At 46.2% G+C, this 13,686-nt stretch carries 13 protein-coding genes; 6 read left to right on the forward strand and 7 right to left on the reverse strand.

Annotated elements, in window-relative coordinates; translation table 11 throughout:
* Nucleotides 1-189 precede the first annotated feature (189 nt).
* The 3 genes from ACTHY5_RS02920 to ACTHY5_RS02930 all read right to left on the reverse strand — a co-directional run bounded on the left by ACTHY5_RS02920 (nt 190) and on the right by ACTHY5_RS02930 (nt 3,863).
* On the reverse strand, nt 190-1,329 hold the full coding sequence (locus ACTHY5_RS02920; protein WP_441876119.1) for a glycerate kinase: 1,140 nt from the start codon (nt 1,327-1,329) through the stop codon (nt 190-192).
* 163 nt (nt 1,330-1,492) lie between these two features.
* Complete coding sequence (locus ACTHY5_RS02925; protein ID WP_441876122.1) at nt 1,493-2,593, reverse strand: CdaR family transcriptional regulator; 1,101 nt, start codon at nt 2,591-2,593, stop codon at nt 1,493-1,495.
* 58 nt (nt 2,594-2,651) lie between these two features.
* Nucleotides 2,652-3,863: a PcfJ domain-containing protein gene (locus ACTHY5_RS02930; protein WP_441876125.1), complete on the reverse strand. Its 1,212-nt coding sequence runs from the start codon at nt 3,861-3,863 to the stop codon at nt 2,652-2,654.
* Between the two features lie 565 nt (nt 3,864-4,428).
* Here ACTHY5_RS02930 and ACTHY5_RS02935 point away from each other — a divergent pair.
* Genes ACTHY5_RS02935 through ACTHY5_RS02945 form a run of 3 tightly spaced genes read left to right on the forward strand, consistent with a single transcriptional unit; the run spans nt 4,429 to nt 9,163 of the window.
* Nucleotides 4,429-6,351, forward strand: a complete 1,923-nt coding sequence (locus tag ACTHY5_RS02935; RefSeq protein WP_441876128.1) for a PrkA family serine protein kinase — start codon at nt 4,429-4,431, stop codon at nt 6,349-6,351.
* Between the two features lie 21 nt (nt 6,352-6,372).
* Nucleotides 6,373-7,638, forward strand: a complete 1,266-nt coding sequence (locus ACTHY5_RS02940) for a YeaH/YhbH family protein (RefSeq protein WP_441876131.1) — start codon at nt 6,373-6,375, stop codon at nt 7,636-7,638.
* A 7-nt stretch (nt 7,639-7,645) separates the two neighbouring features.
* Nucleotides 7,646-9,163, forward strand: a complete 1,518-nt coding sequence (locus tag ACTHY5_RS02945; protein ID WP_441876134.1) for a SpoVR family protein — start codon at nt 7,646-7,648, stop codon at nt 9,161-9,163.
* An 11-nt stretch (nt 9,164-9,174) separates the two neighbouring features.
* On the opposite strand, the gene fadR is transcribed toward ACTHY5_RS02945, so the two are convergent.
* Nucleotides 9,175-9,888, reverse strand: a complete 714-nt coding sequence (gene fadR, locus ACTHY5_RS02950; RefSeq protein ID WP_441876136.1) for a fatty acid metabolism transcriptional regulator FadR — start codon at nt 9,886-9,888, stop codon at nt 9,175-9,177.
* A gap of 158 nt (nt 9,889-10,046) precedes the next feature.
* Between fadR and dsbB the strand changes: the two genes are divergently transcribed.
* A complete protein-coding gene (gene dsbB, locus ACTHY5_RS02955; RefSeq protein ID WP_441876139.1) occupies nt 10,047-10,553 on the forward strand; it encodes a disulfide bond formation protein DsbB in 507 nt (168 codons plus the stop codon).
* Nucleotides 10,554-10,621: 68 nt separating this feature from the next.
* On the opposite strand, the gene ACTHY5_RS02960 is transcribed toward dsbB, so the two are convergent.
* From ACTHY5_RS02960 to ACTHY5_RS02970, 3 genes are read right to left on the reverse strand one after another with little or no spacing between them, the layout of a single operon-like run.
* Complete coding sequence (locus ACTHY5_RS02960) at nt 10,622-11,056, reverse strand: YcgN family cysteine cluster protein (protein WP_441876142.1); 435 nt, start codon at nt 11,054-11,056, stop codon at nt 10,622-10,624.
* A gap of 4 nt (nt 11,057-11,060) precedes the next feature.
* On the reverse strand, nt 11,061-11,723 hold the full coding sequence (locus ACTHY5_RS02965) for a fumarylacetoacetate hydrolase family protein (protein WP_441876144.1): 663 nt from the start codon (nt 11,721-11,723) through the stop codon (nt 11,061-11,063).
* 56 nt (nt 11,724-11,779) lie between these two features.
* Nucleotides 11,780-12,049, reverse strand: coding sequence for a YcgL domain-containing protein (locus ACTHY5_RS02970; RefSeq protein WP_441876147.1), 270 nt, complete (start codon nt 12,047-12,049; stop codon nt 11,780-11,782).
* A 106-nt stretch (nt 12,050-12,155) separates the two neighbouring features.
* Here ACTHY5_RS02970 and minC point away from each other — a divergent pair, with 106 nt between their 5' ends.
* Nucleotides 12,156-12,848 carry a septum site-determining protein MinC gene (gene minC, locus ACTHY5_RS02975; protein WP_441876150.1) on the forward strand — a complete coding sequence of 231 codons (693 nt, stop codon included), beginning with the start codon at nt 12,156-12,158 and terminating at the stop codon, nt 12,846-12,848.
* Nucleotides 12,849-12,873: 25 nt separating this feature from the next.
* Nucleotides 12,874-13,686 (forward strand): septum site-determining protein MinD, encoded by an 813-nt coding sequence (gene minD / locus ACTHY5_RS02980; protein ID WP_441876153.1) that lies wholly within the window; start codon nt 12,874-12,876, stop codon nt 13,684-13,686.

Below are 13,686 nucleotides of genomic sequence, written 5' to 3' on the forward strand. Positions count from 1 at the left end.
GGCATTTCCCGAGCCCGTATGGGCCAGCTTGCTGGCGTGTATCTTTGTTGGGTAATAAAACGAATATCCAGTGAATATTCGCAGTTGTTACCCAGCAAAGATGGCTAGCCCAGTGGCGTGTCGTGGAAGGCGACTCTGTTTCCTCTCGGTCCAGCTTTAAATCAGATCACATTTTTACTTAGATTGGTATTACTTAGCTTGCATTGCTAATACGGTCGCGATGTTTTTCGCGGTAAAAATGACATTTTTCTCGGCACCGGCAAAAGCTTCTTTAAGCGTCATCACACTTGGCATAATAGAGAAGACGGCATCAATACCGTGCTCAGTCACCACACCCACATCGTCGCTTAGACTACCAGCAATACCAATCACAGGAATGTCGTACAGCTTGGCTGTTTTAGCTACGCCAATGGGCGTTTTACCGAAAATAGTTTGGCTATCAAGACGACCTTCGCCAGTGATCACTAAATCAGCCCCTTTCACCACTTCTTTTAGATTAGTGGCTTCAACTACAATCTCGATACCTGGCTTAAAGGTCGCTTTCATAAAGGTCATCATGCCAAAGCCCATGCCACCGGCAGCGCCGGCGCCCTGTTGCTCACGCTGATCACTAAAGCCATTGTCTACTAAGACATCAGCAAGGTGCGTTAACGACTGCTCAAGAGTGGCAAGCGCCTGTTTATCAGCCCCTTTTTGTGGGCCAAAAATAGCGGTTGCCCCTCTTTCACCCAATAATGGATTGTCTACATCACAGGCAACTTCAAAGGTACACTCGGCCATTGCGGGGTGTAGTTCACTGGCATCAATGTGTTTTACATCAATAAGCGCCGCGCCGCCATCGGCAACCAGATTGCCTTGTGCGTCAGTCAACTTCACACCCAGGGAGGCTAACATGCCCATGCCGGCGTCATTGGTGGCACTGCCGCCTAAGCCAACAATAATATGACGCACACCGGCATCTAATGCGTGGCGAATTAGCTCACCTGTGCCCCGTGAGGTGGCCGTGCAGGGATCGCGCTCTTCTTGAGCAACGTGGTGTAAACCAGAGGCAGAAGCCATTTCAATAATGGCGGTTTTGCCATCACCGAGCAGTCCATAATGCGCCTCAACCTGAGTGCCCGCAGGGCCCGTTACTTGAGTGTGTACAGTTTTACCGTCTGTGACTGCCACCAAGGCTTCCACTGTACCCTCACCACCATCAGCCATGGGTACTAAGCAGTACTCAGCATCAGGATAAACTGCAGAAAAACCCTGCTTAACCGCTTCGGCCACTTCCAGTGCCGTTAAGCTTTCTTTAAATGAATCGGGAGCAATAACAATTTTCTTCATGTTGAGTACCTTCAATGGTTTCTGCAAAGTGAGTGATAGTATCGATGCTTTGCATACAAAATGCCATGTGCATTTGCACAATATAAAGCCAAATTTTCTGTGCAATCAGCAGTCTCGGCGTTATTAACTGGTTACGGTATTGCCCTAGCAGCACGAGAGATGGTTACTCATCGAGCATAATATTCCCCAGATAGAGCCTAAACAGCTGGTCTAGCTTTTTATAATCGACCCCCGTTATCTGCTCTATTTTATCTAAGCGGTTACGCAAGGTATTACGATGAATATTGAGGCGATGAGCACAGGTGCTCATGTCTACTGACGATGAGATTAAGGTGCGCAAGGTCAGTCGTAAGATGCCATGGGGGTCTTGATTAACCAAGGCACGGTATTCTTTAGTCAGCTCATCTTTACGCCAACCGCTCACCTGAGATGAAATAATAATTTTTTCTTTATGGGATTCGTAGCAATAGACAGCGGCGTTAAAATCAGTGGCTTTTGCTTGCCCAAATGTTATGGCTGCTGTGGCACTGGCATAAGACAGGGCAAGTTCCTCTATTGAATTAACACTTGCCCCTACCCCTATCGTTAGCGGAGGAGGCAACACAGCCGCAATCTCACCAAGGTTCGTCTCTTTATCATCTTTTGCGTCCAGCACCACAGTTAAGCCTGACTCTTGGCTAAAGAAAAACCATCCCTTAACAGCCAAGGCTAACACAGGAGTAAGAGCAAGCTTTTGTTGATAGTCGAGTAGGGTGTTTTTGGGCTGAAAAATAACGCAACGTGCAGGAAAACGACGGCTTAAATGCACTTTTTTTAATGCCGCCTGAGCTTGGGTGCTATTTAGTTGACCGGTCACGACTTGTTTAAGGCAATTTTCTTTTTCGATGCTGAGTAAGAGCGCCGCGTCTTTTTCGCGGCTTTGCTCAACCAACAGCTCGGCGGTCATTTTTAATAAGGCACCTAACTCACACACCTGCTCAGGATCGCCGGTGATGCCAACCACGCCAATACAATGGCCTTGATAAGCAATGGGCAGGTTAACTCCTGGCTTAGCGCCAGCCAAATAGCGGGTATCTGCATGCTCTACAATCATGGTTGCTTGGTGCTCAATCACCCAGCTGCCACCAGAATGCGCCAGCCCCATGCGAGTGGCATCGGTAGACGCCACCACTATGCCTTGCTTGTTCATCACATTAATATCGTAGGGGATCAAGCCTTTGGTTCGCGCAATAATTTTTTCTGCTATACGTTCTTCAATTTCCATGATGATTCTTACTGTTGCGTGATGATCAGTGTATTAACCACAATGTATGTTGGCATAACTAAGCGGAATTCAGTAATAATCCTGAGGCTGGCGCACCATCCATGTCCGTCACCTGTATTAACCAATTGCGAATGGCTAACCGAGTTTGCTCACTGGGTCTATCATTATATGCCAAAGACACTTGCGCTATGTCAGGCTTACCATTAAGCCAACGTACTTCTATGGTGGCACGCTCAGGGGATAAAACACGATAAATATAGCACTCCCCTGCTTGTACACTCCGCACATAGCTGCCCACGCAGTGATGCATTAAGCGCCCCTCTTCAAACAAGTCTTCAGCACTGGTAATCGGAAAAATATGCTCATTACCTGCTAAAGGCGGCGCTGGAAACAAGGTACTACCTTGGCGAATTAAATGGCTACTTTGGTTAAGTCTATCAACCCACCTATCATGCAAGGCTTTAATATCATCAAAGCTTGCGCAGCGCGCTAACGCTATGTGTCCATCTGCCATCTCGAGCAAAGCGGCCATATTCAGTGCATCTTGCCAATAGCGATAAGCTTCACACAGCGCCATATGCAACTGGGTAGAGGATGTCACATCGCTATAATCATATTGATGGATCCAAGCGCTATTCAGCAACAAAGGAAATTTACGATAAGCACACAAGGCATAAATATTAATAGAGGATTGATGCTTTACTCTTTCAAGCCAAGACGGCTGTCCTAAAAAATCACGCAACACTAGCAGCTCTTGATAGTCGCCTTTATCAAGCTGCACGCGCCCCAATGCTTTTACCAGCGCTTTATGGCCCACCCCCGCAATCACCTGTAAGATCTCAACCCGAGAACGGGTTAATAATGCGGCGGTTGTTTCTTCAGACCATTGTTGCTCATCAGAAAAGCACACCAAGAGCCAACATAATTGCGCAGAGTGGGTAAATAACTCTAGCGCTGGCTGACTGCGCGCCAGCCAACGTAGCAAAAGTGTTTGTTTATAGGTGTAGGGGGCAACGCGCTCACGAATAACGGCCGGAATACCTGCAACAAACTGCACAATAGGATCATCTGCAGGTAATGTGGCGGCCGCGGCGAGCAAAGGCAACGCAAAATCTAATTCTTCAGGGCACCAGTGCCCCGCTTCCCAGCGTTCACAACCAAATCCCGCCGCCCAAGAACGATAGCGAAAATGAGCCTGTATAGGAGAGGTTAGCTGTACTACAAAATCGCCTTCTTGAGTCACCACCGCATGTTGGCTTAACTGAGACATTTTAATTTCCTTTACAGCAAGGCGTAAGCAAGACGAACTTACATTGTCAATTACGTTAACGTAAGGATTTATGTGTTGGGTATGCAGGGATAAAAAAACCCTCGCAAGCGAGGGCAAAATAAACGGAAACGTGCTTAAACAGAGCTACACATCATAGTAGTCAACTAACCCTTTAAGCCGATTAACTGACTAACCTGCAATGTGTTTTCAATTTAACTGGAGCGAAATGTGAAGTCAACGTTAAAAAAGCGAGTAAAACGATTTAAATAAAAACCCAACCACACCAACCTTAACGTCAACGGAAACAAAACAACGCCAAATAAGCGTGTAGGCCCCTTTGGGGCTGCTGCTGGTCAACATATTCTAGCGCTTATACCATACGAGTCACCAGTTTAAAAAATCAGTGCCGATACATTATTTCTCAAAAACTTTGATATTTCTGACAGTTAGGCAAGCGTAATAGCAAAACTGTGTCTAATCTTGCATCAGGGAAGAACGACATATGCGCAAAGTATCGGTAACCAAGACCTAAGGTTGCCCTACTTAACGCTAGGGAGAGAACACTATGGGTATTTTTGAGCATTTTCAAACGCGTTACGAAAAAGCACAGGAAGAAGAGTATAGCTTGCAAGCATTCTTAGATATGTGCCGAGAAGACAAAGCTTGCTATGCCTCGGCGGCAGAACGCTTACTGATGGCCATTGGCCAACCAGAAATGATAGACACGGCACAAGACCCCAGATTAAGCCGACTGTTTTCTAACCGCGTGATTGCCCGCTATCCGGCCTTTACTGAGTTTTATGGTATGGAGGACAGCATTGAACAAATTGTGTCTTACCTAAAACATGCCGCTCAGGGATTAGAAGAAAAAAAGCAGATCTTATATTTATTAGGCCCTGTCGGCGGTGGTAAGTCATCATTAGCCGAATGCATTAAAGCTTTAATGCAAAAAATGCCCATTTACCGCATTAAAGGCTCACCGGTTAACGACCACCCATTTTGTTTATTTGATGCCACAGAAGACGGTGCTGTATTAGAGCAAGAATATGGCATTCCTAAGCGGTATTTACGTGCCATTATGTCGCCTTGGGCCGTGAAGCGGCTCCACGAATACGGTGGCGATATTAGCCGCTTTAAAGTAGAGAAGGTCTACCCCTCGATTCTAGACCAAATTGCCATTGCTAAAACCGAGCCTGGTGATGATAACAACCAAGATATTTCATCTTTAGTGGGTAAGGTCGACATTCGACAACTTGAGCACTTCTCCCAAGATGATGCCGATGCCTATTCGTATTCCGGTGCTTTGTGTAAGGCCAATCAGGGGTTAATGGAATTTGTTGAGATGTTTAAGGCGCCCATTAAGGTGTTACATCCGTTATTAACTGCCACACAAGAAGGTAACTACAACAGTACCGAGGGGCTGTCTGCCCTGCCCTTTGAGGGCATTATTTTGGCGCACTCTAATGAGTCAGAATGGCAGCACTTTAGAAACAACCGTAACAACGAGGCCTTTTTAGACCGAGTTTATATCGTTAAAGTCCCTTACTGCTTGCGGATCAGCGAAGAAATTGAAATTTACCAAAAGCTGCTCCACAACAGTGAGCTTGCTCATGCCAAGTGCGCCCCAGGCACCCTAGAAACCCTGGCTCAGTTTAGTGTGCTATCACGCATAAAAGACACTGAGAATTCCAACCTCTATTCAAAAATGCGCGTCTACGACGGTGAAAGCCTAAAAGACACGGATCCCAAAGCCAAGTCATATCAAGAGTATCGTGATTATGCCGGCGTGGATGAAGGCATGAAGGGCTTATCTACCCGCTTTGCCTTTAAAATATTATCGCGGGTATTTAACTTTGACCATGCCGAGGTGGCCGCCAACCCGGTACACCTTTTCTATGTGTTAGAGCAGCAAATAGAACGGGAGCAATTTCCCCAAGAGGTGCAAGACCGCTACCTTGAGTTTATTAAAGGGTACCTGATCCCTAAGTATGTTGAATTTATTGGCAAAGAAATTCAAACCGCCTATTTAGAGTCCTACTCTGAATACGGGCAAAACATTTTTGACCGCTACGTGGTGTACGCTGATTTTTGGATTCAAGACCAAGAGTATCGTGACCCAGATACCGGTCAGCTGTTTGATCGCGCAGCCCTGAATGCGGAGCTAGAAAAAATAGAGAAGCCGGCAGGGATCAGTAACCCTAAAGACTTCCGTAACGAAATCGTCAACTTCGTACTTAGAGCACGGGCCAACAACGCCGGTAAAAACCCTAACTGGACCAGTTATGAAAAGCTAAGAACCGTCATAGAGAAGAAAATGTTCTCTAATACCGAAGAGCTACTACCAGTGATTTCCTTTAACGCCAAAACCAGTGCCGATGAGCAGAAAAAGCACGATGACTTTGTTGAGCGCATGATGGAAAAAGGCTATACCCGCAAGCAGGTACGCTTGTTATCTGAATGGTATTTGCGAGTGCGCAAGTCCAGTTAATTAACCAAGGATGGGGACATTATGGCGCATTTTATCGATAGACGACTAAATGGCCGCAATAAAAGCGCTGTGAATCGGCAGCGCTTTATCCGCCGCTACCAAGAACAACTCAAAAAAGCGGTATCAGATGCGGTACTTAAGCGCAGTATTCAAGACATAGACAAGGGGGAGAGTGTCGCTATTCCTGCCCGTGATATTTCTGAGCCCACGTTTCATCAAGGAAAAGGCGGTATTAGGGAACAAGTGCACCCCGGTAACGATCAATTTGTTACTGGAGATAAAATAGAAAGGCCTCAAGGAGGCGCAGGGGGCAGTGGTCAAGGTGAGGCGAGCGATCAAGGGGAAGGACAAGACGAGTTTGTGTTTGATATCTCAAAAGAGGAGTATTTAGACTTATTATTTGATGATTTAGCGCTGCCTAACCTTGAAAAAAACAAACTGAATAAGATCAGCGAAATGAAAACCTTTCGTGCCGGTTACTCCACAGACGGCGTGCCGGGTAATATTAACATTGTGCGTTCACTACGCCAGTCATTAGCCAGACGCATGGCGTTACAAGTGGGAAAAAAGAAAACCCTAGCCGAACTTGAGCGCGAGCTGCTAGAGCTGAGTCGCCACCCCACACAACATTATGAGCGTATACAAGTCATAGAGCAGCATATAGCCGAGCTAAAACGCCGCATTGCTGCGGTGCCCTTTATTGATACCTTTGATTTGCGCTTTAACAATTTTGTGCAACGCCCTATTCCGTCAACCCAAGCGGTGATGTTTTGCCTAATGGACGTGTCAGGCTCAATGGATCAGGCCACTAAAGATATGGCCAAGCGTTTTTATTTATTGCTGTACCTGTTTTTAACTCGCACTTATAAAAATGTGGAGGTGGTCTATATTCGCCATCACACCCAAGCAAAAGAGGTCGATGAACAAGAATTTTTTTATTCCCAAGAAACCGGCGGCACCATAGTGTCTAGCGCCTTAACACTGATGAAAAAAGTGATTGATGAACGTTACCCTTCCGAGCAGTGGAATATTTATGCCGCACAGGCCTCTGATGGCGATAACTGGGCCGATGACTCCCCTTTGTGCAAAAAGCTAATGGAAGACGACATTATGTCCTTGGTGCGCTATTACGCCTACATTGAAATAACCACCCGCGCACATCAAACCTTATGGCAAGAATATCAGGCCATTGCGCGCCAGTTTCCCAACTTTGCCATGGAGCATATTCGCTCACCAGCAGACATTTATCCGGTCTTTAGAACACTCTTTAAAAAGCAGGCGGCGTGAGGTGACTATGACGAATCTTAATACTCAAACTCGGCCGCTTAGTGATGGCCCAGATTGGAGCTTTGAGCTACTTGAAGCCTACCACTGTGAAATTGCCCGTATTGCTCAGCATTATGGGCTCAGTACTTACCCTAATCAGATAGAGATTATTATGGGTGAGCAAATGATGGATGCTTACTCCAGCATAGGGATGCCCGTTGGCTATCACCATTGGTCTTACGGGAAAAAATTTATTCAAACCGAACAAACCTATAAGCGCGGACAAATGGGGCTAGCTTATGAAATTGTGATTAACTCTAACCCCTGTATTGCTTACTTAATGGAAGAAAATACCCTGCCCATGCAGGCGCTGGTTATCGCTCATGCCAGTTATGGGCATAATTCATTTTTTAAAAATAATTACTTATTTAAAACCTGGACCGATGCTGAGTCAATTATTGACTACTTACTGTTTGCCAAGCACTACATTAATGAATGTGAAGAGAAGTACGGGGTACCCAAGGTAGAGGCAATACTCGACAGTTGCCATGCGCTAATGAATTATGGGGTAGATCGCTATAAACGTCCCCAGCAGTTATCGTTAGCCGAAGAAAAGCGTCGGCAAAAAGCCCGAGAAGCTTATCTGCAAACTCAAGTAAACGAACTATGGAAGACCTTGCCACGAAACGCCGAGGAGCAGACAGCAAAAAAACCGCGCTATCCCGCTGAGCCTGAAGAAAACTTATTGTATTTTATTGAAAAAAACGCGCCCTTACTCGAGCCATGGCAGCGTGAGATAGTGCGTATTGTCCGTAAAATCAGCCAATATTTTTACCCACAAAAGCAAACTCAAGTTATGAATGAAGGCTGGGCCACTTTTTGGCATTACACCATTACTCAACATCTGTATGACGAGGGCTTAGTCACTGATAGTTTTATGATGGAAATATTGCATAATCACACCAATGTCATCTATCAACCCCCTTATAACAGCCCCCACTATTCCGGCATTAACCCTTATGCGCTCGGGTTTGCTATGTTTGTTGACTTGCGCCGTATTTGTGAGCAACCGACAGCTGAAGATAAAGCCTGGTTTCCCGATATAGCAGGCTCTGATTGGGTGAAAACCCTGCACTTTGCCATGGAAAACTTTAAAGATGAGAGTTTTATCAGTCAGTTTTTATCACCTAAGGTCATGCGCGATCTGCATTTGTTTGCCGTATCAGATGACGATACCCATAACTACCTTGAAATATCGGCTATTCACGATGAGCAAGGCTATAAAGCCCTGCGCCAAACCCTGTCTGATCAGTATAACTTGGCGAATATAGAACCTAACATTCAAGTGCATAACGTAGAAATTAAAGGCGACCGCTCATTAACCTTACGTTATGTGCCGCACAACCGTATTCCATTGGCAGACTCACACTCAGAGATGCTGAAACATATTCATCAACTCTGGGGGTTTAATGTCATTTTAGAGCAAGAAAACACTGAGGGCAGCGCCAACATTATTGGCCGCTGCCCTCAGCTGAATAATATGTAAAAGAGAAGGGGCTAAGGCTGAACTAAATCTTCGGGCAAGTGCTCACGCATGTCCAACCACAACAGACCGGACGCCTTACCGTAGTCGCGTACACGCTCGGCAACCAGGTTAAGTTCTCCCTGTTCAGCAAGCGCCGCTAAATCTCGATAATACTCGGTGGCCAATTGACGGGTACTGGGTTGCGAGAAGTAATAACTGCCTACACGACAATATAACCCTTTAAAGCCATTTAAAATTAAGCCATAAATGGGATTACCCGAGGCAAAGGCCAGCTGCTGATGCAATTCATAATCAAAAGTGGCAAAAGCGTCAGCATCATCGGGTAACCGCTCTAACTCGGTAATAGCATTAACCAATTTATCAGGATCATTTTTAATAGCAGCTCGAATAAAAATACTGCTAATGTGAGTGCGAGCCGACAATAAGTGATCAATTAACTCAGGCATTTTATCCGCATCGAGCCGCGCGAGTGTTTCTAAAATATTTAAGCTGGAGGTTTGCCAAAAGTTATTCACCTTGGTGGGTTTACCATGTTGAATGGTCAGCCAACCATCGCGAGATAATCGCTGCAGCACTTCGCGCAGCGTAGTGCGAGTAACACCAATTAACTCCGATAACTCACGCTCGGCGGGCAAAATAGTGCCGGGGGAAAAGTGACCGTTCCAAATGGATTCTATGATATATTGTTCCGCAAAACTGGCGGGACTTTGTGCCTTAATGACCATGAAACCACTCTATTTATTAATGGACTTAATGTGAAGAAACATCAAAGGCTTTTCATATAAAACCCAAAATGAAATCAAAGAGTGATAGTAACAGAGCAGACCAGTTTTCTACAAGCGCCCCTACCGCGCCCGTGCTTCACCCTCATAGGATCTCTCTTATGTTATATGGCTTTTCTTGTACTCGCTTTGCTTGGGCACTGCTTACCTTAGGCTGTACTGTATTGTTTGCTGTAGCCCTTTACTTTCAATATGCCCAAGGCATGGCACCCTGTGTAATGTGTGTCTATCAAAGAGCCGCCTTAGCCGGCGTTATACTGGCAGGCATCTTAGGTTGGTTAGCTCCTAAGAGCACGCTAATAACGAGTCTGGCTTTACTTAGCTGGTTTGCTAGCGCAATAAAGGGCACATTACTTGCCAAAGAGCATATTAATTACCAGTTTAACCCCTCCCCCTTTACGCAGTGCTCCACTGTGGCGGAGTTTCCCACTTGGTTTGCACTCGATAACTGGCTACCGGCTCTTTTTCACCCCAGTGGCGATTGTGCTGATGTGTCGTGGATCTGGATGGGATTAAGTATGCCGCAATGGTTATTGGGCATTTTTGTTGTTTTAGCCGTATTGGCCGGTGTGTTTATTGTGGTTAGGTTAAAAAAAGCGCTCAGCTAAAAATAAGCTCAAACAAAAAAATCGAACCACTAGGGTTCGATTTTTTTTTGTATTGCGGCTGAAAACGCTTAACTAGACCAAGTAATAATATGATCTTCCCATGCGCCCGCTTTAGACTCAGGCACCACCTTACCCCGAACGGATTGCCCAGCTTTATGCATGGCGCTTTTAGAGCCGGTGCGCAGAGGATGCCAAGAAGGTAATGACTTACCTTCAGACAACAACCGATAGGCACAGCTTGAGGGTAGCCAAAAATAATCATCTAACTTATCGCGAGTAATCTTCAAACAATCAGGCACAATCGCAAAACGGTTTTCGTAATTACTACAAGCACAAGAATGGGTGTTCAACAACTCGCATGCCACATTGGTGTGTATCAGCTCGTCAGTATCTTCATCTATCAGCTTATTTAAACAGCACTTGCCACAGCCATCACACAAGGCTTCCCATTCTTTATCTGACATCTGTTCTAACGACTTGGTATACCAAAAATCGGCTTGCATTATTTCATCCTGCTACTTGGGCACTAAATCGGTATTGGCCGTTTAGTTGCATATCGAGTGTATCTTGTGGTTTTAGCTCTGCCACCCCTTTAGGCGTGCCCGTTAGCACAATGTCACCGGGGTTAAGGGTAAAACTGCGGCTCATTTCGGCTAATAATTGTGCAAAGCTCCACATCATATCGGCGGTGTTGCCTGATTGGCGAGTCATGCCATTAACCTGCAAACTAAAATCGAGTTTCTGCAAATCACCCAGCATATCAGGCACTGCAAAAGGACTGATGGGGCAACTGCCATCAAAGGCTTTGGCGCGCTCCCACGGGTGCCCTTTGGCTTTAAGCTCGTTTTGTAGATCGCGCAGCGTAAGATCTAGCGCCAACCCGACTCCCACAATAGCATCTTGGGTATGCCCAGGCTCGGCATGACATAAGCGCCGCCCAATTAATAACGCCACTTCAACCTCATGATGTATCGACCCTAGTCCTTGGGGTAATAACAAAGGCTCATCTAACCCGGCTAAACTGCTAGCAGGCTTAATAAACAGCAAAGGTTGGCTAGGGATGGGGTTATTCAACTCGGCGGCATGATCTTGATAACTGCGCCCAACACACACCACCTTACCAACGGCATAAGGTAGTGGCTGGCCTTGCAAGTCTAAATGCTGATACATGAGTCGCTCCTGTCAATCACTCTTGAGTTAACTTGGCCCGAACAGCTCAAAAACAGCTACACTTGATCGGCACGAAATTGCTTTAGCAAGTTTTCTGGCGGCGGCGGCAGTTGCAAATAATACCCTTGGGTCATTAATGCCTCCTTCACTTTGGCTAAATCCGCTTGGCCAAGATGCGTTTTAGTGGCTAGATTGATAATCATCGCCAACTTTGGCGTACCAAAGGTATTCAGTAATGCAGTAGGTACGCGAGAGAAATCGTCGCGTCTTTCTACAAAAAGATAAGTTTGGTCCATTTTAGGACTTTTATATACTACAGATAACATGAATATTGCTATAATCCGTCGGCTTTATTGCCAGTGAGGTCGCCAAACTATAACATCTGCGCGACCAATAATAAAAAGGATTATATCCGCGGGGGGACAGCCGCTTATGGCGGAGCATGGTATTGAATTAAAAGGCAGCAGTTTTACTCTCTCTGTGGTGCATATTGCCGATCACGATATTACAGAAGTAAAACGCTTATTAGCTGAGAAAATTGCCGTGGCACCGGAATTTTTTCGAGCCGCACCCTTAGTGATTAACATTGAAAAATTGCAACAAACACCTGACTTTATCTCATTAGCCAGTGCGTTTAGAGATCTCAACTTAGTGCCGGTAGGCATTACGGGAACAAAATGCGATGAGACTCGTGCTGCCGCACGTGCGGCAGGCCTGGCCATTGTCAGCACAGGTAAGGCCGCCGTCACCCAAGTACAGGTTGAGAGCAAGGCACCACCTCCTGAGCTGCTAAACTCACCCACCACCAAAGTGCACCGCGGCCAAGTACGATCGGGCCAGCAAGTCTATGCCCCTAATGGCTCATTAGTGGTATTAGGGGCGGTGAGTAATGGGGCCGAAGTGATTGCTGATGACAGCATTCACATTTATGGCGCATTACGCGGGCGAGCAGTAGCTGGAGCTAAGGGAAACGAATCGGCACGAATTTATTGCCAACAGTTGATGGCCGAGCTGATTTCAGTGGCCGGTCATTATCAGCTTAGCGCAGGTTTACAAGGTGAACACTGGGAACACCCCGTCACCATTTCTTTGGCGGACGAGCAATTAACGCTCGACCGACTCTAATCATTTACGACTTTAGGAATATAATATGGCACGAGTTATCGTCGTCACATCAGGCAAAGGTGGTGTGGGTAAAACAACCTCTAGCGCCGCTATTAGCACTGGCCTAGCAAACCTAGGTCATAAAACAGTAGTGATTGATTTTGATATTGGCTTGCGTAACCTGGATTTAATTATGGGTTGCGAACGCCGTGTGGTTTACGACTTTGTGAATGTGATTAATGGCGATGCCAATTTAAATCAGGCACTGATCCGTGATAAACGCATTGATAATTTATATATTTTACCCGCCTCACAAACTCGCGACAAAGACGCCCTCACCCGCGATGGCGTGCAAAAGATCTTAAACGATCTGGCAGCAATGGATTTTGAGTACATTATTTGTGACTCACCTGCAGGCATTGAAACCGGCGCGCTTATCGCTTTGTATTTTGCAGATGAAGCCATTATTACCACCAATCCAGAAGTGTCGTCGGTTCGAGATTCAGACCGCGTCTTAGGCATTCTGTCTTCTAAGTCTTGGCGTGCCGAGCAAAATATGGAGCCGGTAAAAGAGCACCTATTGCTCACTCGCTACGCACCCGAGCGTGTAACCCGTGGCGATATGTTGGCGGTGCAAGACGTACAAGAAATTTTGGCTATTCCGCTATTAGGGGTGATCCCTGAGTCTCAGGCAGTACTGAAAGCCTCTAACGCTGGCGAACCGGTCATTTTAGATGGTGAGTCAGACGCTTGCTTAGCCTACGGCGATGCCGTGGCGCGTCTACTTGGCGAAGAGCGCCCTTTCCGCTTCATTGATGAAGAGAAAAAGGGATTTTTCAGCAGAATATTTGGGGGGTAA

The organism is Oceanisphaera sp., assembly GCF_052084945.1.
Lineage (GTDB): Bacteria > Pseudomonadota > Gammaproteobacteria > Enterobacterales > Aeromonadaceae > Oceanimonas.